Origin of the sequence: Nonomuraea sp. NPDC050547, from assembly GCF_044457345.1 — a bacterium.
Classification (GTDB): domain Bacteria; phylum Actinomycetota; class Actinomycetes; order Streptosporangiales; family Streptosporangiaceae; genus Nonomuraea.
Window position 1 is genome coordinate 261,849 of record NZ_JBITGW010000010.1, and the last position, 21,063, is coordinate 282,911.

The 21,063-nt window shown below is 71.3% G+C and carries 22 protein-coding genes and 1 pseudogene; 11 read left to right on the top strand and 12 right to left on the bottom strand.

What is annotated here, in order from left to right; translation table 11 throughout:
• Positions 1 to 70 precede the first annotated feature (70 nt).
• A complete protein-coding gene (locus tag ACIBHY_RS25925; RefSeq protein WP_397307932.1) occupies positions 71 to 433 on the bottom strand; it encodes a GntR family transcriptional regulator in 363 nt (120 codons plus the stop codon).
• The gene (locus ACIBHY_RS25930) at positions 427 to 1,371 is read right to left on the bottom strand and encodes a hypothetical protein (protein WP_397307933.1); all 945 of its coding nucleotides are present in this window, start codon (positions 1,369 to 1,371) and stop codon (positions 427 to 429) included. Before ACIBHY_RS25930 ends, ACIBHY_RS25925 begins: the two co-directional genes overlap by 7 nt.
• 130 nt (positions 1,372 to 1,501) lie before the next feature.
• Here ACIBHY_RS25930 and ACIBHY_RS25935 point away from each other — a divergent pair, with 130 nt between their 5' ends.
• From ACIBHY_RS25935 to ACIBHY_RS25950, 4 genes are all read left to right on the top strand, one after another.
• The gene (locus ACIBHY_RS25935) at positions 1,502 to 2,149 is read left to right on the top strand and encodes a dihydrofolate reductase family protein (RefSeq protein ID WP_397307934.1); all 648 of its coding nucleotides are present in this window, start codon (positions 1,502 to 1,504) and stop codon (positions 2,147 to 2,149) included.
• A gap of 52 nt (positions 2,150 to 2,201) precedes the next feature.
• The gene (locus tag ACIBHY_RS25940) at positions 2,202 to 2,954 is read left to right on the top strand and encodes a tRNA-dependent cyclodipeptide synthase (RefSeq protein WP_397251022.1); all 753 of its coding nucleotides are present in this window, start codon (positions 2,202 to 2,204) and stop codon (positions 2,952 to 2,954) included.
• A 19-nt stretch (positions 2,955 to 2,973) separates the two neighbouring features.
• On the top strand, positions 2,974 to 3,663 hold the full coding sequence (locus ACIBHY_RS25945; RefSeq protein ID WP_397307935.1) for a hypothetical protein: 690 nt from the start codon (positions 2,974 to 2,976) through the stop codon (positions 3,661 to 3,663).
• Between the two features lie 91 nt (positions 3,664 to 3,754).
• Positions 3,755 to 4,789 carry a M4 family metallopeptidase gene (locus tag ACIBHY_RS25950; protein WP_397307936.1) on the top strand — a complete coding sequence of 345 codons (1,035 nt, stop codon included), beginning with the start codon at positions 3,755 to 3,757 and terminating at the stop codon, positions 4,787 to 4,789.
• Positions 4,790 to 4,860: 71 nt separating this feature from the next.
• Here ACIBHY_RS25950 and ACIBHY_RS25955 read toward each other — a convergent pair whose 3' ends face one another.
• From ACIBHY_RS25955 to ACIBHY_RS25985, 7 genes are all read right to left on the bottom strand, one after another.
• Positions 4,861 to 5,880, bottom strand: coding sequence for a hypothetical protein (locus ACIBHY_RS25955; RefSeq protein WP_397307937.1), 1,020 nt, complete (start codon positions 5,878 to 5,880; stop codon positions 4,861 to 4,863).
• A 4-nt stretch (positions 5,881 to 5,884) separates the two neighbouring features.
• A complete protein-coding gene (locus ACIBHY_RS25960; protein WP_397251013.1) occupies positions 5,885 to 6,463 on the bottom strand; it encodes a hypothetical protein in 579 nt (192 codons plus the stop codon).
• Positions 6,460 to 7,653, bottom strand: a complete 1,194-nt coding sequence (locus tag ACIBHY_RS25965; protein ID WP_397251011.1) for a CHAT domain-containing protein — start codon at positions 7,651 to 7,653, stop codon at positions 6,460 to 6,462. The genes ACIBHY_RS25960 and ACIBHY_RS25965 overlap by 4 nt, the downstream gene beginning before the upstream one ends.
• On the bottom strand, positions 7,650 to 9,758 hold the full coding sequence (locus ACIBHY_RS25970; RefSeq protein WP_397307938.1) for a hypothetical protein: 2,109 nt from the start codon (positions 9,756 to 9,758) through the stop codon (positions 7,650 to 7,652). The genes ACIBHY_RS25965 and ACIBHY_RS25970 overlap by 4 nt, the downstream gene beginning before the upstream one ends.
• Positions 9,755 to 11,521: a hypothetical protein gene (locus ACIBHY_RS25975; protein ID WP_397307939.1), complete on the bottom strand. Its 1,767-nt coding sequence runs from the start codon at positions 11,519 to 11,521 to the stop codon at positions 9,755 to 9,757. The genes ACIBHY_RS25970 and ACIBHY_RS25975 overlap by 4 nt, the downstream gene beginning before the upstream one ends.
• A gap of 92 nt (positions 11,522 to 11,613) precedes the next feature.
• Positions 11,614 to 12,192, bottom strand: a complete 579-nt coding sequence (locus ACIBHY_RS25980; protein ID WP_397251008.1) for an RICIN domain-containing protein — start codon at positions 12,190 to 12,192, stop codon at positions 11,614 to 11,616.
• Positions 12,193 to 12,306: 114 nt separating this feature from the next.
• Positions 12,307 to 12,789, bottom strand: coding sequence for a GbsR/MarR family transcriptional regulator (locus ACIBHY_RS25985; protein ID WP_397307940.1), 483 nt, complete (start codon positions 12,787 to 12,789; stop codon positions 12,307 to 12,309).
• A gap of 73 nt (positions 12,790 to 12,862) precedes the next feature.
• On the opposite strand from ACIBHY_RS25985, the gene ACIBHY_RS25990 reads away from it, so the two are divergent.
• The 3 genes from ACIBHY_RS25990 (at position 12,863) to ACIBHY_RS26000 (ending at position 14,752) form a co-directional block, all read left to right on the top strand.
• The gene (locus ACIBHY_RS25990; protein WP_397251005.1) at positions 12,863 to 13,687 is read left to right on the top strand and encodes a class I SAM-dependent methyltransferase; all 825 of its coding nucleotides are present in this window, start codon (positions 12,863 to 12,865) and stop codon (positions 13,685 to 13,687) included.
• A gap of 111 nt (positions 13,688 to 13,798) precedes the next feature.
• A complete protein-coding gene (locus tag ACIBHY_RS25995) occupies positions 13,799 to 14,305 on the top strand; it encodes a hypothetical protein (protein ID WP_397308019.1) in 507 nt (168 codons plus the stop codon).
• Between the two features lie 138 nt (positions 14,306 to 14,443).
• Positions 14,444 to 14,752 carry a hypothetical protein gene (locus tag ACIBHY_RS26000; protein ID WP_397308020.1) on the top strand — a complete coding sequence of 103 codons (309 nt, stop codon included), beginning with the start codon at positions 14,444 to 14,446 and terminating at the stop codon, positions 14,750 to 14,752.
• Here ACIBHY_RS26000 and ACIBHY_RS26005 read toward each other — a convergent pair.
• Both ACIBHY_RS26005 and ACIBHY_RS26010 read right to left on the bottom strand, forming a co-directional pair.
• Positions 14,699 to 14,806, bottom strand: a pseudogene (locus ACIBHY_RS26005) (MarR family transcriptional regulator); the annotation flags it as partial. The gene ACIBHY_RS26000 and the pseudogene ACIBHY_RS26005 sit on opposite strands and share 54 nt — an antisense overlap.
• Complete coding sequence (locus ACIBHY_RS26010; protein ID WP_397250999.1) at positions 14,803 to 15,111, bottom strand: helix-turn-helix domain-containing protein; 309 nt, start codon at positions 15,109 to 15,111, stop codon at positions 14,803 to 14,805. The pseudogene ACIBHY_RS26005 and the gene ACIBHY_RS26010, both read right to left, overlap by 4 nt.
• Before the next feature lie 24 nt (positions 15,112 to 15,135).
• Between ACIBHY_RS26010 and ACIBHY_RS26015 the strand changes: the two genes are divergently transcribed.
• Complete coding sequence (locus ACIBHY_RS26015; protein WP_397307941.1) at positions 15,136 to 16,299, top strand: serine hydrolase domain-containing protein; 1,164 nt, start codon at positions 15,136 to 15,138, stop codon at positions 16,297 to 16,299.
• 84 nt (positions 16,300 to 16,383) lie between these two features.
• Here ACIBHY_RS26015 and ACIBHY_RS26020 read toward each other — a convergent pair whose 3' ends face one another.
• Entirely contained in the window at positions 16,384 to 17,388 is a 1,005-nt protein-coding gene (locus ACIBHY_RS26020) for a LacI family DNA-binding transcriptional regulator (RefSeq protein ID WP_397250995.1), read from the bottom strand.
• Positions 17,389 to 17,466: 78 nt separating this feature from the next.
• Between ACIBHY_RS26020 and ACIBHY_RS26025 the strand changes: the two genes are divergently transcribed.
• From ACIBHY_RS26025 to ACIBHY_RS26035, 3 genes are read left to right on the top strand one after another with little or no spacing between them, the layout of a single operon-like run.
• Positions 17,467 to 18,954, top strand: a complete 1,488-nt coding sequence (locus ACIBHY_RS26025; protein WP_397307942.1) for an alpha-N-arabinofuranosidase — start codon at positions 17,467 to 17,469, stop codon at positions 18,952 to 18,954.
• Positions 18,951 to 20,189 (top strand): ABC transporter substrate-binding protein, encoded by a 1,239-nt coding sequence (locus ACIBHY_RS26030; RefSeq protein ID WP_397307943.1) that lies wholly within the window; start codon positions 18,951 to 18,953, stop codon positions 20,187 to 20,189. The genes ACIBHY_RS26025 and ACIBHY_RS26030 overlap by 4 nt, the downstream gene beginning before the upstream one ends.
• The gene (locus tag ACIBHY_RS26035) at positions 20,186 to 21,052 is read left to right on the top strand and encodes a carbohydrate ABC transporter permease (protein WP_397307944.1); all 867 of its coding nucleotides are present in this window, start codon (positions 20,186 to 20,188) and stop codon (positions 21,050 to 21,052) included. Before ACIBHY_RS26030 ends, ACIBHY_RS26035 begins: the two co-directional genes overlap by 4 nt.
• The last annotated feature ends 11 nt before the right edge of the window (positions 21,053 to 21,063 follow it).

Consider the following 21,063-nt stretch of genomic DNA (forward strand, 5'->3'; position numbering starts at 1 on the left):
GCTTACACCCCCCACCTGACCCGGGCCACCCGCGTGCCCGGCGCCACACCGCGCCGGGCACGCCGGGTGATCAGGAAAGGTCGCGCAGCGCGGCCTGGGCGGCGGCCATGGCCTGCTCGTCGCTCGCACCGGCCTGGCGGGCGGTGGCGGCGAACTCCCGTGCGGCGGCCTCCAGCCGGAGGCGCAGCTGGTCGGTGGTGCCCGAGATGACCGCGGTGCGGCCCCGGCGCAGCTCCACCAGGCCTTCGTCGCGTAGTTGCTGATAGCCGCGCAGCACGGTGTGCAGGTTGATGCCGAGGCTGGCGGCGACGTTGCGGGCCGAGGGCAGCCGGTCGCCCGGCGCCGCCGTACCGTCGGCCAGGGCGGTACGCACCGCGCCCGCGACCTGGTCCGACAGCGGCTGGGCGGAGGCGAAGTCCACGGTGATCAGCACGAGCCCGCCCGGAGGCGGTGCAGCCAGCCGTTGACCAGCGCGGCCGCGGTGCCGGCCTGGCTCGTGGAGTAGACCAGGCGCCGGTCGTCGGACAGCGACACCACCAGCACCGGGCCCTTCCCGGCCAGCGCGCCCCAGCCCCAGCTGCCGTCGTCCAGCTTGTAGCGGCCCTTGGGTGGCTCGCTCGTCACGTCGGCGTGCCGGACGCGGGTCCACGGCACCGTACGCCGCAGGCCCAGCCACGGCAGCGTCACGCTGAGGCCGCCGGCGTCGATCTGCAGCCGGGTACGCGCCTGTGCGGCCTCGAACACCGCCCACGCCAGCAGCGGCCAGAAGCCCAGCCACATCGCCAGGCCCACGAGCATCGCACCACTCACGAGCCTGCGCACCGACCACGTCCAGGCCACGAACATCACCCGCTGCGCCGCCCCGATCGGCATGGCTCGCAACCACGGCGGCGGAACCACGTCGGTCTCCGGATGCCGCGGCAGCGGCCCGGCCACCACCCAGCCCAGCGCGAACGCGGCCACCGTGCCCGCGACCTGCGCGGCCATCGGCCAGCCCGGCCGCACCTCGCCACCGAGCGAGGAGGTCAGCCCGAGGGCCCACAGTCCGTACGCCACCGGGATGAGCAGGCCGACCGTCCAGCCGAGCGCCACAACGAGGCGCTGGCCCAGCGGCACATACCAGTACGTCAGGAACGCCACGGCCAGGAGCGCCTGCGCCCACACCATCATCCCGAAGACCGGCTGCGCCGACCACTCCTGCCAGGTGAAGCCGATCCGGGTGCCGAACGACCAGGAGTGCACGGTGACCCTCTCGGGCAGGCGCTCGCCCAGCGTGGCGACCAGCACCATCGGCACGAGCACCACCAGCGGCGGGCCGAGAGCGGCGAGAACCAGGCGGCGCAGGCGCCCCCGGGCGGCATGGTCGGACATAGCCACCTCCAACTGTTTGATTGTGACTATAATACTTCAAACAGTTTGCGCGAAGAGGCCACTACACGGCCTGAGGGGAAGGCAGCATGCTGGTGTTCGCCATGAAGCTCACCGTCGAAGGAGCACGCCGATGTCCGAGCTACGCGTTCACAACCTCTCGATCTCGATCGACGGCTTCGCCACCGGAGCGGGTCAGGCCCCGGACGCCCCGTTCGGGCATGCCGGCGAGCGCCTGCACGAATGGATGTTCGCCACCCGGTTCTGGACCGAGCGGGCCGGCGGCCAGGCCGGGAGCGTCGGCGCCGACCACGTGTTCGCCGCGATGCACGCTCCCGGCATCGGCGCCGAGATCATGGGCGCCGGCAAGTTCGGCCCGCCCGGCTGGCAGGACGACCCCGGCTACAGGGGCGCCTGGGGCGCCAACCCGCCGTTCCGCACGCCGGTCTTCGTCCTGACCCACCGGCCGCGGCCGTCGATCGAGATGGAGGGCGGCACCACGTTCCACTTCCTGAACACCTCACCCGCCGAGGCGCTCAAGACGGCCCGCGAGGCGGCCGACGGCCTGGACGTGCGCCTGGGCGGCGGCCCCTCGGTGGTCCGCGACTTCCTCGCCGAGGGCCTGGTCGATCACATGCACGTGGTCCAGGTTCCGATCCTGCTCGGCCGGGGGGTCCGGCTCTGGGACGGCCTGGAGGCGCTGGAGGCGACGTACCACATCGAAGCGGTCTCCACGCCCTCCGGCGTCACCCATCTGACGTTCACCGCCAAGAACCGGTGAACGGGGCCGCGGGCGGGTGAGCCGCGGTTCACGCCCGGGAAGACACGGAGGGATGAAGCCTCTCGCGGGAACCCCGCTCGTCGACGTCGAGCCGTGCAGCGCCCGGTGCGCCCGGATCCTGGCCGGGCGCGAGCACATCACGTTGCTGGTCAGCCCGGGAAACCCCTACTTCTCCGCCGCCCGGCTCGCGGCGACGTTCCGGTGGGCGGCCCGGACGGTCAGACGGGTCGACGTCCTGGTCTCCGACCTGGAGATGACCGCCGCGACCTATCTCGCCAGAGGCCGGCCGGACCATCACGCCTACCGCCGAGCCCGCGCCGACATCAGCCAGATGGCGGCCAGGATTCGGCGCGCCCGCGACACCGCGGGCCGCCCGGACCTGCGCGTCAGTGAGTTCGCGGAGTGGGCGGGCACCGCGGAGTACCGTCGCGGGCTGGCCTACGCCCGCGAGGCCATCGCCGACCCCGCCTATGGGCCGCTCCTGCGCGCCGGGACGCGCGACGCGCTCATGGCCAGGATGCCCCAGGGCTGGGAGCCCACCCCGCAGCAGATCGACATCGGCCTGGTGCACGGCGAGAAGACCCTGCCGTTCATCGTCAACGCGGTCGGGATCCTCGGCGTGAGCGAATCGGTCACCGCCTACAGCCGCCCCACCCCCTGCACCCGGTACTTCTTCAGCGACGGCGCGAAGTACCGCGCCTTCCCCGGCCAGGGATACATCGGACTGCGCGTCCGGGAACCGGATGTACCTAGGACCAACGACGGAGCGTGCCTGGGCACAAGGGCTGATCCGCCCGGCGCGTGATCTGGTGAGACTGGCCCGCATGCCTGTCACGTCCGCCACACGTGTCCGGGGCGGGCGGGCGTTCCTGACGGGGATGTTCGTCGACGCGCTGGGCAGCGGCCTCTACGTTCCGCTCACCCTGCTGTTCATCCACGAGGTCACCGGGCTGTCCATGGCCGTGGTCGGACTCGGCGTGACGGTGGCTGCCGCGGCCGGGCTGGCCGCCAATCCGGTCGCGGGCATCCTGATCGACCGCTTCGACGCGCGCAGCGTGCTGGTGGGAACCTTCCTGGCGGCCTCGGGTCAGCTTCTGGTCCGGCGGCTGCAGCGTGCGGCCCGCCGTACGCACTCCCTGGCCTTGGGCGGGGCGGTGCTCATCGCGGCGTGCGGCGCCTACGCCGCGACGGCGCTGCTGCCGCCGGGGCCCGTGCGGATCGGCGGGCTCGTCGCGGCCACGATCATCCTCACCGTGGGCGAGCTCATGCACACCGTCCCCTCCTGGGGACTGGCCGCGGGCACCGCGCCGCCCGCCATGCGCGGCCGCTATCTGGCGATCTACCAGCTGACCTGGGCGGTCGCCGCCGTCGTCGCGCCGGCCGGGTTCTCGGCACTGCTCACCACGGTCCCGGCGCTGCTGTGGGCGACGCTCGGCGTGCTGCTGGCGGCGGCCGCGCTCACGGTGATCCGGCTCGCCCGCCGCCTGCCCGCCGAAGCGGTCATGGTCGCGTGATCACGGTACGGCCCGCGCCCCTTCCTGCGGGTTGACGGCCGGTCAGGCGGATCTTAACCTCCAGACGCCACAAGCCCTTGGAAGGAGCATCGTGAAGCTTCCTGTCTATGCGGCGACAGCGTTCTCGGCGGCCATAAGCCTCGCCCTGACCTTCGTCCCGGCCTCCGGACTCGGCCACCACAACGGCGGAGTCCAGATCGACGTCACCGAATCCGGCGGGTACTACATCCTGACCGACCCGTTACGTCCAGGTATCTCCTGCGGTATCAACGGCACCATGCCCGTCAAACTGCCGTCCGGCGCCACGATCGGCAACGGACGGCGCAACGACACGGTCACCGCCTGCGTCGACGTCCTGTACGGCGTGCAGCGCATGTGGGACATGCTGCGCGACTGGCTGGGCCGCAACGGCATCAACGGCAGCGGCCGCGGCGCCCCCGCCCGGATCGTGACGGGCACGCCCATCCCCGGCTCCACCGTCGACTTCCCCGGCGGCCAGAGCTTCCCGACCCAGCTCGACCTGGTGGGTCACCAGTACGGTCACGTCGTCTACCAGACCACACCCGGCGGTACCGGCGCGGGCAACGAGAACGGCGGCATCAACGAGGGCGCCGCCGACATCTTCGGCACCCTCACCGAGTGGTACGCGAACAACCACGTCGACCTGCCCGACTACCTGATCGGCGAGGGGGAGGACATGATCGGCGGCGGACCACTCCGCCACACCTACAACCCGGGCCTGGACGGCCATCCCAACTGCTACAGCGCCCAGATCCCGGCCACCGAGGTCCACGCCGCCTCCGGCCCGATGCGCCACTGGTTCTATCTGCTGGCCGAAGGCAGCACGCCCGGCAGGGGGAAGCCCTCCAGCCCGATCTGCGCCGGCGGCCCGGCCTCGGTGACCGGCATCGGCCTGGTCAAGGCCGGACGCGTCTTCATGCAGTCCCTCCTGCGCAAGACGTCCGGCTGGCGCTACGTCCACGTCCGTACCGCCTCCGTCATGTCGGCCATCGACCTGTACGGCCCGGCCGACCCGGCCTGCGTCACGGTCAAGGCCGCGTGGGACGCGGTCAGCGTACCGGCCCAGCCCGCCGAGCCCGCCTGCGCGCCGGCTCCGGCCCGCTAGACCTGGCCGGCAGGGTCCGGCGCCGGTGACGCCCCGGTTCCGGCCGCGTGCCGGAAGCGGGGCGTCACCGGTCATCGCAGGAGCACGGCGCCGAGGGCGCTCGTGAGGAGCAGGGCGGCGAGGACGACGGCCGCCGGGGGGAGGGCTCGGCGGGACGGGGCGGGCGTTTCGTCCGGGGCCGGGTCGTCGGGCTCCGGGCTCGCGGCGGCCGCGTGGTAGGTGGCGGCGAGAGGAATGCCGCGATACCAGTGGCGGGCCAGCGCCTGCCAGCGAAGGCGTTCGTCGAGATCCTCGGTGTCCTGCCGGCCGGTCGCCGTGAGCAGGAGGGCGCGGTGGACGTCGAAGGTGACCTTGACCTGCTGGCCGTACAGCCGCGCGCTCGGCAGGGCGGCCCGGTAGGCGAGCAGCGCGGCGACGCCGCCGGCGCCGTGGCACAGCAGGAACAGGCCGGGAGCGGCCCCGGCGGCGATCAGGAAGATCCCGGAGGCGGCGCTGTAGACCGCGGCGAGGACGGAGACGGTGAGAAAGAACTCCAGCTCGGTGCGGGCGGCGACGAGCGCGGCGCGTTGCTCTTCGGGGAGAAGGGGATACAGGCGCGGCCAGATGACGACCGCGTCGAGGCCGTAGCGGTCCTCGGGGTGGAGTTCGGCGTTCTTGAGGATGTTGCCGAGGCGGGTCGGCATGACCTCGGCGGGGTCGCTGGGATAGCCGGTGTGGAGACGGGCGTAGTCCGCGTCGTCGCCGGGGTCGAGGGCGGCCAGGCGGTTGCGGTGCCAGCGCAGGCCGACGGCTCGTAACGGACGGCCGATCGGGCCGGGCCAGTAGCCCTCGTAGAGCCTGACGAGGCTGGTCGCGGCGCTGGCCAGCCACGCTGCCGCGAGGAGCGCGACGACCAGGAACGCCAGCACGTGAACGGTCTTGACGGTGGCGTCCTGGCGCTGCCAGGCGGTCATCGCCCCGGCGACTCCTCCCCTCGCGGCGGCCACGGTGAGCAGGCAGCATCCGAGGAACGCCAGCACGGGAAGCAGGCCGTTGAGGAAGAAGCGGCGGTCGAGCAGCCCACCGGCCTCTTTGACGACGGTGCCGAGCACGCCCTCAGCCGCCCATCAGCAACCGGTGGCGCGGCGGTTCCGGGCGCTGGCACCAGGGCGGCGCGCCGTGCCGGTAATGGGCGAGCCGGTTGAGGTGACCGCATCCGGGTTCCCGGCAGACCACGGGCGCCAGCCCCGTCCGCGGCTGACCGGGGAGAGTGGCGTCGCCGAGGCCGCCCGCCCCGGCCATGACGGGCGCCGGAGGCGTGTAGTCCGGTGACGCGAGGTGCGCGGCGAACACCTCGGCGGGGACGATCCCCACGGTACGGTCCCCGTCCCGCAGGACGAGGACCCTGGCGCCGAGATCGAGAAGCGTGACGGCGGGCGAGGCGGCGAACTCGGCGAAGGTCACGTCGGCGGCCACCTCGATGACCGGCGCCAGGCGGGCCACCGCCGTACGCAGGTCCGGTCCGGCGACGCCGGCCAGGTCGGCGTGCCGGACGGCCGCGACCGCGTGCCCGGCGTCGTCGTGGACGATCCCGAGGCCGCCGGACGCCAGCGTCGTGCGCGCCGTCTCCAATTCCATCCGCCAGGGCAGGGCGGTGAAGAAGCCGTCGGCCTCGGACAGCAAGGTCGGGCTCATCGCCAGTCACCAACCAATACGAAGGGGGCCCAATGGTAGGGATCACTGTAGATCCGCCGCGTGTAGTCGGGGGGACGATCCGCGGCGGAGGCCGCCCACCTGCTGCGGGTCTCGGCCGCCTGGAGCCGGGCGGCCCGCTCGTCGTCCGGATCGGCGGCGTCGAGGAGACGGCCGTAGGCGTCGCGGGCGGCGGCGAAGTCACCGCACCGGAAGCGCACGTCGGCGATGTCCTCGGCGGACGAACCGGGCTCCCGCTCGCACCGGCGGATCACCTCGTCACCGGTGATCGACCGCAGCGTGTTCTGCGCGCGCTGGAGCGCGACCGCCTTCCCCGCGCCGGCCGCGAGCTCGCGGTAGAAGTCGGCCATCAGCAGGCTGGTCGACAACTCGTCGACGGCCCAGAGGGTCACGAGGACCGAGGCCGCCCCGGCGTAGATCAGCGAGCGGGTGAGGCCGACGAGTTCGTCGCCGGGACGGCGGGCGTTGACACCGCTCTCACAGGCGCTGAGCGTGACGAGGTCGGCACGCAGGGAGCGGCCGAGTATGCGCTCGGCGGTCAGCTCGCCGTCGGCGAGGGTGATGCCGGAACGCAGCGGTGACTCGGGCACGAACGTTCCGTGGCAGCCGAAGTGGATGATCCGCGCGGGCTCGGGGCCGAGGTCGGTGTCGAGCGCGGCGGAGGTGGCGTGGGGGCCGAGCCGGATGACGGCGTCGTCGCCGAAGACGCGGGCGAGCCCTTCCGCCTGGCGGCGGGCGTGGGGCAGCGGCCGGCCGGGTGCGGTGTCGGCGTAGGCCAGTACGCGGCGCCGCGACGGGTCGTGCTTGGCCTGGCAGTACCGCATGACGGTGGCGCTGGGCGTGGTGCACGACGGGTTGCGGGCCGCCAGGGGAGCGCCGTCCAGGGCGAGCATGCCGAACGGCAGATAGTGCAGGGTGTCGTGCGGGACGATCCACAGAAGGTCGCCGGGCGCGCTGACCTGGGCGAGCGGGGCGATGAGCGCGGCCAGCGGGCCGTCAGCCGACGCGGTACGGCCGGCGTGCAGGGCGATCGCCAGGTCGGTGATATGCGTGCGCAGGATGTCGCGGGTCAGCGGGATGCGTTCGGTACGCGGCTCGTCGGCTTCGGCGTCCAGGAGGAACAGGAACGTCTCCCGCTCGGTGACCAGATACTCGGCCAGGACGGTTCTCACCCGGACTCCTCGGGTCGCAGCAACGCCTTCACCTCGGCGAAGGTGAGGGGGGCGCCGCGGGACAGGCTCACGTACTCCTCTCCTGCCAGGTCGACGGCGGCGATGCGGTCCTGGGCCGCCGAGAGCTCCGACAGGGCCTCGCGCAGGCCACGCAGCGCGATCTCGCTGCCGGCCGGGGTGTCGGCGGCGGCGAGGGCGGCCCGCCTGCCGGCGACGGTCCGCCGCGCCTCGGCCTCGGCGGCGAGCAGGTCGGGCGGGGCGGTGCCGCCGGGCGGGACCGTGGTGCCGAGCAGTTCCAGCAGTCCGCGGGACCGGGCCCGCTCGACCAGCGCGAACGCCGCCGCGCGTGGTGCCGGGGGCCAGGATTCGCCGTCGCCTCCCGGGGCGTTCAGGAGCAGGTCGAGGGTGAGGAGGGTGAGGCGTTCGATGGGGGCGCCCGTGCTGAGCCGTACCTCGTCGTCCAGAATCCGCGACCGGAGGGTCTCATAGACCTCGGCGGCCTGATCGAGGGTGCGATAGGCGCGGGAGGGGGCGCTGTCGAGCTGGGCGCGGCCCAGTTCGAGCAGGACGTAGAACGCGGTGACCAGTTGGTCGCCGGCCCGCAGCGAACCGGCGACCTCCATGAGGAGCGCGTGGGCCTGGTCGCGGCGGCCCAGATCCCACATCCGCAGGCCGAGTGCGGCGCGGTCGCGCGCCTGGCTGGGCGGCCAGCTGTCCAGGGCGATGGCGGGGGAGCCGGCCGGCGCGAACTGGGTGATCTCGGCGAACGGGCCGGTCGCCACGGCGAGGAGCCGGTCCGCGGTGGCGATCGCCGACCGCCTGCGGGGCAGGCCGGCGGCCCGGTACCGGCGCAGGAGGCGGCGGCCGTCGCCGCGGCGGGGCCGCTGCGCGAAGCCTTCCGCCTTCAGCCGGGCGGCCTGTTCGGGATCGCCGAGTTCCTGGTGGGCGAGGGAGGCGGCCAGTAGCGTGCGGCGCCGGGCGTCGGGGGAGAGGGCGGGGTCGTCGAGGAGGGGGCCGAGGAGGGCGAGGCCGTCGGCGGGCGTCAGGAGGAGGAACAGCTTCTCGCCGCTGGAGCTGAGGTAGACCAGCGCGCATTCCGCGGCGACGAGATCCTGATGGCCCTCCTGCCGCCAGATCGCGCACGCCTCGGTGAAGGACGCCCGGAACTCGTCGCGGTGGCCGGTGGTGAAGTACACGAGTGACCGGGCGTAGGCGCAGTGGGCGCGGGCCAGCCGGAAGCGGCGGCGCGCTTCCGGCGTGCCGGGGATCGCGGATTCGGCACGGTCGAGGAGGGCGAGCGCGGCGTCGACCCAGGTGAGGGAACGCAGTCCGGAGGTGGTGGTGAAAGCGCTGAGCCCGCTGAGATCGAGGGTCATGGCACGGCTCTGCTGAACCGACCGGGTGGCCTCGTTGGCGAGCGTGTGGATGAAGCCGAGATCGGGACGGTCGGGCCGGTCGAGCACGAAGTCTCTCAGCCAGGGCTCCTCGAACAGGCTCCGCCGGGTCCCGGTGTCACTGACGAGGTACTGGTGGGCGTCGTTGGCCCGCGCCTCCCATCCCGGGTAACGCGACTGGATCGCCATGCCCAGGGAGCTGGGCAGGTCGAAGAGCGCCAGCCACAACGCCAGCCACAGCAACCCGGGAGAGGAGGTGATGAGCGCGGCGTAGAACAGCAGGACACCCTTGTCGAACAGGACCCGGTAAGGGCTGGACAGCAGCCAGACGAGGGGACGCAGACGCAGCCGGTAGATGGGGCCGGTGAACTGCTGGAGCAGGGCGACGGCGAGGGCGATCCACAGTTCGTTGCCGTGGAGGGCCGGCAGCGCGTCCCACAGCTTCCCGACGAGGCTGCCGAGGAACAGGCCGCCGAGGACCTGCAGGCCGGTGAAGGACAGCTCGCTCTGGAGCCGCAGCCCCCGCATGGCCTCCGTCAGGACCGTGTAGGCGCGGTACTGCAGCGCGTAGTTCGCGGTGACGCACAGGGCGGCGGCGAGCGTGAGGTTCAGAGGGCCGAGCCGTCCGAAGATCAAGGCGACGACGGTCGTCGCGAGGGGCAGCAGCGTCGCGTAGAGGTAGAAGCCGCGAGAGGAGCGTGAGCCGGTCATCCGGCGACGTCCCGCAGGATCAGGGCGCTTTCGTCGGCGGTCCAGTACGAACGCAGGCGGCCCCCCGGCTCGCCCCACCAGGCGGAGCGCAAAGCACGGGCCGTCACCGGCGGCGCCGGAAGGGCTGGGCCACCGGCGAGCGCCGCTCCGGCCAGTTCGACGCACGCCCGTAAGACCGGGACAGGCGTCGGCGCCCGGCCCAGCCGGTCGAAGGACCTCGCGGCGTCGGCGGTCCGTCCGAGGCGGACGAGCAGAATGGTGATCATGGCGCGGGCGAACAGCTCGTGCGCGGGGTGACCGAGGAGCATGCGGCGGGTCGCGCAGTCACCCCATTGGCGGCGGGCCTCGTCCCAGGCCGCGGCATGGGTGAGGACGATCGCGCGGCTCCAGGACACGTCCGCGCGGGCGTTGGCGGCGGCGAGGTCCAGCCGGGCCAGGTGCTTGCCGGGGTAGCGGGGGCGTACCTCGCTGTCGACCAGGTCGAGAAGCCGGTCGGCGAGATCGTCCCAGCACAGGGCGTCCCGGCCGGTCCGGTGAGCGGGGTCTCCGGTGCTGTCGCCGCGCCCGGCGAGCGCCGCGCGCTTGGCGAGGGCGCGGATGAGGTTGAGGTCCGGCCGGGCGGGGCGGTTGAGTATCGCGTCGCGCAGCCACTTTCCAGCCAGGTTCTGGGCGCGGTCGGGATTGTCGGCCAGGAAGCCGGTCGCGGACCGGTAGGAGATGTGGAACGGAGCGCCGCGCCCGCGGCCCGCCGCCAGGGTCGCGGTCTCCGCCGCGGCCAGAAGCAGGGCGGCGACGGCGAATCCGGGACGCGGGTGGAAGGCGGCCAGGGCGACGGCCGCGAAGCCGCCGGTCAAAGGTATGCGAACCAGCGTCGCGGCGACCCGCACGGGCACCGGCAAGGTACGGCCGAGGCGGCTGGTGAGCTCGACGAGCAGCCACGGCAGGGTCGCCAGAGCGGCGAGGAGCAACCCTCCGGCGACACCGGTGGGGCCGCGGCTCCACAGATCCGCGCCTGCCGCGCCCACGGGGCCGGCCGCCACCACGACCGTGCCGCCACGAAGCAGAGCGGTTCCGGCCTGGCGGCTCAGCCGGGCGAGCCGTTCGGGAATGGCGAGGCTCCGCAGGTCCGTCCAGGTGGTCTGGACGGCCACGAGCACGGCGGCGGCGGCCAGGGCGGCGCGGTCGGCCGGGCTGAGTCCTTGACCGGCCGCGACCACGGCGGCGAGCGGCGCGAGCCCCGCCAGCAGCCCGGCGACCCGCCAGAACGGTTCCGCCGGAGCGGTTCCCCTGATGACCGGCCCGTACCGGTTCAGGGCCACGACCATGCTCCAGGCGCCGCGCCGGTCGGGCTCGGCGAGATGGAGGAGCCTCAGGATGCCGCCCGCGGCCAGCGGGATCGCCCACCAGTACACGATCAACGGGTCCGCCGGCCACCACAGCGCGTGGACGGCGGCGCCGAGACCGAGAAAGCTCAGCCCGGCGACGCCGAGGACGAGCCCGAGGGCGGCGACGAGCACGATGCCCGCCGTGCCCGCCTGCCCGAGCCGGGTGAGCGGGGCAGCGAGAAGAAAGGCGACCCCGGCCCCCAGGGCTCCGAGGAGCGCCACCAGCCCCGGACTGTACGTGCGGTGGACCGGTCGCGCGATCTCTTGGGCCAGCTGGGCGGACAGCCACCGGCGCTTGAACTCCTGGACGTTCACCAGGGTCACCACCGACGCCATGACGGCCACCGCCGGCGTGACCACCGACGCGGCTGTCACCACGGTTGCCCTCCTCCCAGCCTGGCCGACTTTATCCGGATTCCGCGGACGGTTGTGGCCGTGTCCGAAACCGGCCAACCGCGCTCTGGAACGGTTCAGATGGTGAAGGGCCGGGAGTGCCAGAACTCGTGCGCGTTGTTGCTGGCGAACGCCATGAAGGCGAAGGACCCGACCGGAGGTGTCTCGCCGATACCGGAAGCGACGAACTTCAGCACGCGGCCTTGGCCGGGGGCGATATTGTCGGCCACGTCCGACGCCCTGTTGGAGACCCGGAATCCGCCGCTGCCATTCCCCTGCTGAATGAATGCCCATTGCTGGCGGGTGGAACTCCCGCACGGCTGCTGAATCGCGAAGCGGACGCTGGAATTCAACTCCAGCTCCAGGCACATGCCGCTGAACCTGTTCTTCCACTGGTAGTAGCTGACGCCCGCCGCGGTGCCGAACTTGAAGGTCAGCGTCCAGGAGTTGGGCAGGGATCCGGGTGAGCGCCACCAGACGCCGGCCTTGACGCCGGCCCGTCCGTCGCCATTGCTGCCACCGATGTTGAGCGCCCAGTTCTGGTTGACGTTGGGCACGATCTCATAGGCTAATTGCGCGGTTTTCGCGTGCGCGGTGGTGCCGGGAAGGAGCCCCAGTCCGATCGCGGCGATGAGTGTGACCATGGAAATGCGCATGTGCGTTGACCCTCTCGCTGATGATTTCCCCGTGATGGAGGAATTTATATGCGGCGAGAGTCCGGGGCGTCTGCGTCGAAGGACACACGGGCCGGCGGCGTGGCTCAGGCGCCGCTATTCGGTCTCGCGCTCGGCCGCCTGGAGCCGCCACCACTTCGCCATCGACTGGTCGATCTCGTCGCGGACGAACGCGAAGAACCGGCGGGTCTCCTCCAATCGCCGCCCGGCGGGGCTGTCGAGACCCAGCAGCGCGAGGCCCTCCTCGGCCCCGGCCTGCACCCGGGCCAGCATCGGGTCGGACTGGCTGACGAAGCGGCTCCAGGTGTGCTCGTGGATCCGGCAGAAGTCGTGCCGGCTGCCGGGTTCGCGGCCGCGTTCGACCAGCCGCACCTGCACCAGGTACTTGACCGCCCCCGAGATCGCCGGCGCGCCGACCTCCAGCCGCTCGGCGAGCTCGGCGGCCGACAACTTGCCGGAGTCGCTCATCAGCAGCGCGGCGAACACACGCGAGGCCATCCGCGGCATGCCGTACTCGACCATGATCTGCGCGAACCGCTCCCGGTAGCCGGCGAGGGCGCCCTCCTCCACGCGCGTCACCCAAGCTCCCTTCCACTCGCAGAGCTATTCTCAAACTTCACGAATTTCATGAAATAAGAGTACCATCACAGGGGTGAAGGACACTGAGCTCATCGGAGTGCAGAAGACCCTCAGCCCCGTCCTCCGGGCCAAGGCACTGGACAACCGGCTGCCGGACCCGATCCTCGGCGACGAGTACGCCGAGCGGGCGATGCGACGCCTCGACCCCGGCTACGACAAGCGCCGATTCGGCCGCAGCCAGATGGGCCTGGCCGCCGTGGTACGCACCAAGGCCCACGACGACTGGGCCCGAAGCTTCCTGGCCGCCCACCCCGACGCGGTGGTGCTCCACCTGGGCTGCGGCCTCGACGCCCGGGTGTACCGGATCGACCCGCCCGCCACCGTCGACTGGTACGACCTGGACTACCCGTCCGTCATCGAACTGCGGAAACGGTTCCTGCCACCGCGCGAGCACTACACCCTGATCTCCTCCAGCGTCACCGACCTGACCTGGCTGGAACACACGCCCCGCGGCCGGCCCGTGCTGATGATCGCCGAGGGACTGGTCCCCTACCTGACCGAGCCCGCCGTCCGGCGACTGCTGACCAGCGTCGTCGACGCCTTCCCCGCAGGCCAGATCCAGTTCGACACCGTGCCGGTCTGGGCCTGGCGAACCTCGAAGTGGGACCCCACCCTGCGCGCCTACGGCACCCGGTTCCACTGCGGCTTCAACGACCCGGCCGCGCCGGCCGACTGGCACCCGCGGCTCGAATACGTCGACGAGGCGCCGATGTACGACGCACCCGTGCTGATGGCCAAGGCGCCCGCGAACATACGCCGCATGTACCGCCTCATGACCCTGCTTCCGGGCATGAAGCGCTCCACCCGCATCGTCCGCTTCCGGTTCTCCCAGGCCTGACATGCCGTGGACATACCGCGGCCATACCGCCGGTGTTTAGCATCATCCGCGGTGCTCTGAGCACAGGCGGAGCACGGCGAAGTTCTCGTTGACGGACAAGGATCGAATTTCATGCGGAAGCTCTCCCCTTCGAAGATGCTCGCCACCCTCGCCGGGGTCTCTGCGGCCTTCGCCGTACTGACACCGGCCACGGCGGCCACGGCGGCCACGGCGGCCACGGCGGCCACGGCGGCCACGGCGGCCACGGCCTCCACCACCGCCGCCACCTCGGACGTCTCCTCGGCCGGCTGCAAGGAGAAGTGGAGCAAGCTGAACACGAAGGACGGCTTCGTCAGCTACGTCCTGAAGTTGTGCAGCAACGGCTACGGCGAGGCGCGCGGCAGTGTCACGGACACCAAGAAGGACGTCTGGACGGCCGTGGTCGAGGTCTCCTTCAAGAAGAGCAACGGCAACGAGATCTACGGCGGGTACAAGGAGGCCGGTCGCAACAAGGGCCACAAGAGCTTCAAATGGTCCACGACCCGCACCAACCTCGACCGCATCACGATCAGGGCCAAGCGCTGCCTCCCGGGCACGATCGTATGCAACAACACCAAGACCTACACGATCTACCCCTGACCTGAATACATCGCCGGGTGGCGGTGACCCGGCCTGTCCCGGCGCACCGGGGTCACAAGACGCATAGTCCCAACCGGGCTGGTGGCGTACAGGCTGGCTGCGGGCTCTCTTTCGCGACCCGTCCGCGGCGCTCCGCCAGTGGTCGACGGAGCGGACGAGGTCGTCGTTGATGTGGCCGAGGAACCGGCTCACGTCCCGCAGGCGGGCACCGCCGGGAGTGGCGGTGCCGAGGATCGCGGCTCCCCGCTCGGCGATGTCGGCCAGCTCGGCGTTCACCCGGGCACTGGCCAGGAGCGCCCGGTGCCAGACGTCCTCGTCGATGACGTAGCGGTCGCGCCGTTGTCGAGGGTCGCGTTCGCGGCGGATCAGTTCCTGCTTCTCGAGGTAGTTGACGGCCTTGGAGATCGAGGCCGGGCTGACCCGCAGGTGCTGGACCAGTTCGGCTGAGGTGAGGCTGCCGGTGTCGGTGGCGTACAGGCAGGCCAGCACTTTGCTCATCATCGGCGGCAGCCCGGTCGCGCCCACCCGGGCGGCGAAGTGCTCACGGAAGTCCCGCAGGGCTTCGGCGGCCGGGGGGCCGGGGACGGTGCCGACCGGGCCGACGCACGCCGCCGGGCGCGCTGCTTGGTGGCCTGATGAGCCTGCTCGGCCCGGTACCCGGCCGGCCCTCCGTTGCGGAGGATCTCGCGGGTGACGGTCGAGGCCGGGCGTCGCAGACCCTTGGCGATCGTGGAGTAGGTGAGTCCCGCGGCCAGGCCGGCGGCGATGGCCTGGCGGTCCTGGCGGGTGAGCCTGTCTCCGGGCATTCTGCCTTCGTCACCAAGTCCCGCATGTCCCGAGTGGGCCTTGGCCTGCTCGTCGTCACCACGGTCGCCGCCACGGCCACACCCGCGACCGGTGCGGACCGGATCCCCGACCGCCCCGGAGTTCAGCAGGCGCTTGATCGGGCCATTGCCGACACCGGCCTCCCCGGCCTCCTCGCGACGGTTCGCGAGGGAGACGACACATGGTTCGGTACGGCGGGCGTGGCCGACACCCGAACCGGCCGCGAACGCCTGCCGGGGGAGCGCTTCCGCATCGGCAGCATCACCAAGACCTTCACCGCCACCGTCGTGCTGCAACTGGTGGCCGAAGGCAAGCTCAGCCTGGACGACACGGTGGAGAAGTGGCTGCCCGGCCTGGTGCGCGGCAACGGCCACGACGGCCGTCTGGTCACCATCAGGCAACTGCTCAACATGACCAGCGGCATCTTCAACCACCTGATCGACAAGCAGATGCTGGCCCGCATGTACACCCCCGCCTTCCTCAAGCACCGCTACGACCGATACCAGCCGGGGCAACTGATCAAGATCGCCACATCCAACCCGTCCGACTTCCGGCCGGGCAAGGGCTGGACCTACACCAACACGGGCTTCGTCCTCGCCGCTATGGTCGCCGAGAAGGCGACCGGCGAGACCTATGCCGAACTGGTCCACCGGCGGATCGCCCGTCCTCTCGGCCTGACCGGCACGTACGTGCCCGCGGGCAAGGAGGTGCGGATCCGCGGCCCGCACGCCCGGCACTACTCCAAGCTGTCCTCCGAGGACTCCACGACCACGATCTACGACGTGACCGAGCTGAACCCCTCCGCCGGCTGGGCGGCGGGCGACATGGTCTCCACCGCCGCCGACCTCGACCGGTTCTTCACCGCGCTGCTCAAGGGCCGGCTTCTGCCCCAGGCCCAGCATCGTCAGATGTTCGCCACCACCGTGGTCCCCGAGGGAAAGTGGATCCCCAACACCACCTACGGCTTCGGCGTGGCCTCGGTGAAACTGTCCTGCGGCACCACGGTCTGGGGCATGGGCGGCGCGCTCCCCGGCTCATGGTCATACGCCTACGGCACCCGCGACGCCACCCGCATGCTCGTGCAGAACGTCAACGGTGACTGGAAGTACCCGGTGGCCTCCTTCACCAAGGTCCTCGAAGCCGAGTTCTGCGCCGCCGGACAGCCCTGACACCCGGTCCACCCAACGCCCCTCGGCGATCAGGCCGAGGGGCACGCGACGCCCGGCGAATCGCATGAAGATCAACCCTCGGACTCACGGGCCGGTGGCCGTGCTCTCGCGGACGATCAGGCGGTGCGGGGCGCAGAGGTCCTGCGGGGGTTCGGTGCCGGCCGCCGACAGGCGGGTGGCCAGGAGGTTGACCGCGGTTTCCGCGATGTGGGCCTTGTCCGGGGCGATGGTGGTCAGGGTGGGGGTGGAGAAGCGGCCGTCCTCGATGTCGTCGAAGCCGATCAGGGCGACGTCCCGCGGGACCCGAAGGCCGTGGGAGAGCAGGGTGCGCAACGCGCCCAGGGCGAGGGTGTCGTTGAAGCAGAAGACGGCGTCCGGCGGGTCGCCGGCCAGCAGGCGGGCCATGGCTTCGGCGCCGTCGGCGCGGTGGTAGTCGGAGACGTCGGCGACGGCATGCTCGGACAGGCCCGCGTCGGCCAGCGCGCGGCGGAAGCCGCGCAGGCGCTGTTCGGCCGTGACCGCGCGGGCGGCGCGCTGGGCGCCGATGGCGGCGATGCGGCGGCGGCCGAGGGCGACCAGGTGGGAGGTGGCCAGGTGGGCGGCGGCGACGTTGTCGACGGCGATGTGGTCGAGCGTGCCGCCGCCGATGCGCTCGCCCAGCAGGACCATCGGGGTCTGGTCGGTCCGCGCGCGCAGGTCCTCGGGGGTGAGGGCGAGGGGGCTGAACAGCATGCCGTCGATGAGCTGGGCCCGGATGCCGGACATGACGAGTTGTTCCTTACGGCGTTCGCCCTGGGTCTGGTCGATGAGGACGGTCCAGCCCCGCAGGTCGGCCACCTCGATCACCTTGGTCGCCAGCTCGGAGAAGTAGGGGATCGACAGATCCGGTACGGCCAGCGCGATCACCCCTGACCGGCCGCTGCGCAGGTTGCGCGCGGAGAGGTTGGGCCGGTAGCGCAGCTCGGCGATGGCCGCCTCGACCCGGGAGCGGGTGTCCGGGCTGACGTGGGGGTAGCCGTTGACCACGTTGGAGACGGTCTTGATGGACACGCCCGCGTGTTCGGCGACGTCTTTCAGCCTGGGCCGCATGCCGAGCACTCTATCGCGATTTACAACGATGAAATAGACCGTTTACAACGTTGCAGACAACGATGTAGAAAGGCTGCCATGGAAGACGCACACCTCAGCCTGGATCCGGCCTTCGAGATCGCCCCCGTCAACCGGCGCCTGTTCGGCTCCTTCGTGGAGCACATGGGCAGGTGCGTCTACACGGGGATCTTCGAGCCCGGCCACCCCAGCGCCACGCCCGAGGGCTTCCGTGGCGACGTGCTGGACCTGACCCGCGAGATGGGCGTCAGCGTGGTGCGCTATCCGGGCGGCAACTTCGTCTCCGGCTACCGCTGGGAGGACGGCGTCGGCCCCGATCGCCCGACCAGGCTCGACCTGGCCTGGCGGCAGATCGAGACCAACCGGTTCGGGCTCCACGAGTTCATGTCCTGGACCGGCAGGGCGGGCGTCGAGCCGATGATGGCCGTCAACCTGGGCACCCGGGGCATCCAGGAAGCCTGTGACCTGCTGGAGTACGCCAACCTGCCGGGCGGCACCCACCTGTCCGACCTGCGGATCAAGCACGGGGCGGCGGAGCCGTACGGGATCAAGCTGTGGTGCCTGGGCAACGAGATGGACGGGCCGTGGCAGATCGGGCACAAGACGGCCACCGAGTACGGCCGGCTGGCCAACGAGACCGCCAAGGCGATGCGGCTGGTCGATCCGGGCGTCGAGCTGGTGCTGTGCGGCAGTTCCAACTCCCAGATGCCCACGTTCGGGGCGTGGGAGTCGACGGTGCTGGAGCACGCCTACGACGCGGTCGACTACATCTCGCTGCACGCCTACTACGAGGAGGACGGCGACCTCGGCAGCTTCCTCGCCGCGGCGGTCGACATGGACCGGTTCATCTCCTCCGTGGTCGCGACCGCCGACCACGTGCGGGCGCGGCTGCGCCGTACCAAGAAGATGATGTTGTCCTTCGACGAGTGGAACGTCTGGAACCAGGCCCGCTACGAAGGGCGTGAGCAGGGGGACTTCGAGGAGGCGCCCGCGCTCATCGAGGACACCTTCACCGCGGCCGACGCCGTCGTGGTCGGCGACTTCCTCATCACGCTGCTGCGCCACTCCGACCGCGTGAGCGTGGCCTGCCAGGCGCAGCTGGCCAACATCATCGCGCCCATCCGCACCTCGCCGGGCGGTCCCGCCTGGCGTCAGACGATCTTCCACCCGTTCGCGCTGACCGCCCGCCACGCGCGGGGGACCGTGCTGCGGGTGGAGCCGCGCTCGCCGCTGCTCGACACGGCGAGGTACGGCGAAGCCGCGCAGTTGTCCGCCGTGGCCACCCTCGACGACGAGGGCGTCACGGTGATCGCGGTCAACAGGAGTGCCCACGAGGCCCTGGACCTGACCGCCGACCTGCGCACCCTAGGACGGCTGAGACTCGCGCACACCCACCTGCTGGAGGCCGGGGCCGACCCGCACGCCACCGAAGCGGCCGTCGTGCCGCTCACCAACGCGCAGCTCGACGGGGCACAGTTGCGCGCCCTGCTCCCGGCTGCGTCCTGGAGCCTGATCCGTCTCACCTTCACCGGAGCTGACCCCGCATGAAACGCCTGCTCGCTCTCGCCGTCGTCGCCGCACTCTCGCTGACCGCCTGCGGATCCGCCGATAATTCCGGCACACCCGGCGCACCGGTCACGCTCACCTTCTGGAACGGCTACACCGGCCCCGACCGCCCCGCGCTGGAAGGGCTGGTCAAGAAGTTCAACGACACGCATCCCGACATCCGCATCGAGATGAACATCATGACCTGGGATGTGTTGTTCCAGAAGCTGCTGCCCGCCTACACCAGCGGCAACGGCCCCGACCTCGTCGCCTTCGACGACGCCCACATCGGCCGTTTCGCGGCCAAGGGCGTGCTGGCCCCGCTCGACGACTGGTTCACCGCCGAGCGCACGGCCGGCCTGGTCAAGCCCGCCGTCGAGGCCACCCTGTTCAAGGGCAAGCACTACGCGGTGCCCATGACGTTCACGCCGATCCTCATGTACTACAACAAGAAGCTCTTCAAGGACGCCGGGCTCGACCCCGGCAAGCCGCCGGCCACGTGGCAGGAGTGGCAGTCCGCGCTGAAGAAGCTGACCAAGGACACCAACGGCGACGGCCGCCCCGAGCAGTACGGCACCGCGCTGCCCGACCACCAGACGATCCAGGTCTGGCCGATCCTGCTGTGGGGCAACGGCGGCGACGTGCTCTCGCTCAACAGCCCGCAGTCGGTGCAGGCGGTCCGGCAGTGGAGCGACCTCGTCGCCAAGGACCGGATCTCGCCCACCGGCCTCGGCGGCGCGGACGCCGACAAGCTCTTCCAGACCGGCAAGGCGGCCACCAACATCACCGGGCCGTGGATGACCACCGGCTTCAAGGAAGCCGGGGTGGACTTCGGCGTCGCCATGGTCCCGGCGGGCCCCGCCGGGGCGGTGACGCTGGCCGGCGCCTCCTCCTTCGTGCTCAACGCGAAGTCCGACGCGGCCAAGCAGAAGGCGGCCAAGGAGTGGTTCACGTTCTGGAACTCCAAGGAGTCGCAGATCGCGTGGTCGAACGGCTCCGGCTTCCCCGGCGTCAGAACCGACGTCACCCCCGAGGACACCAAGGCCAACCCGTACGTGGCGCAGTTCGCCGCCCATTCGGAGAAGGCCCGCGTGCTGCTGCCCGGCCAGGCCGAGTTCCGCAAGATCTACGAGGAGATCTTCGAACCGGCCGTCCAGCGGGTGACCACGGGCAAGGCCGAGGTCCAGCAGGCGCTTGACGAGGCGGCCAAGGCGATCGCGCCGCTTTCCGGCCCATGAGGGCCCGCCGTACGGCGACCGCGTACGCCTTTCTCGCACCGACCCTGATCGTGGTCGGGGTGTTCATGGTCTGGCCCATGCTCCAGTCGCTGGCCGACTCCTTCTACGACAAGTCCATCGGCCCGGGGATCTTCGTGGGGCTCGGCAACTACGCCAAGCTGCTCGCCGACCCGGCCTTCCTGGTCGCGCTGCGCAACACGGTGTTCTACGCGGTCGTCGCCACGCCCGTCGCGGTCGCGCTGGCCCTGGGCCTGGCGCTGCTGCTCAACGGCCACGTCCGGGGGCGCGGGTTCTTCCGGTCCGCGTTGTTCCTGCCGTCGGTGGTGTCGCTGGGCGTGGTGGCGATCGCGTGGAAGTTCCTGCTCGATCCGGACATCGGGCTGGTCACGTACTGGCTGCGCGGCCTCGGCGTCGACGTGGGCGACGGGGTGCGGGACGCGGACGTGGCCATGTGGTACCTGATCGGCGTCGGCGTCTGGAAGAACGCCGGTTTCTACATGGTCATGTATCTGGCGGGTCTGCAGACGATCCCGCGCATGTATTACGAGGCCGCCACCATCGACGGCGCCGGGCCGTGGCAGCGCTTCCGCAAGGTGACCTGGCCGCTGCTGGGGCACACCACGATGTTCGTCTTCATCATCGCCGCGATCGCCGCGCTCCAGGTGTTCGACCAGATCTTCGTCATGACCCGCGGCGGGCCGCATTTCGCCACCGAGTCGCTGGTCTACCTCGTCTACCGCAAGGGCCTGCAGGACTTCGAGTTCGGCTACGCCTCGGCCATCGCCTGGGTGCTGGTGCTGATCGTGTTCGTGCTGTCGCTGGCGCAGAACGTCTTCTTCAGCCGGCGGGCGGTGAGGTACTAGTGCGAGTCCTG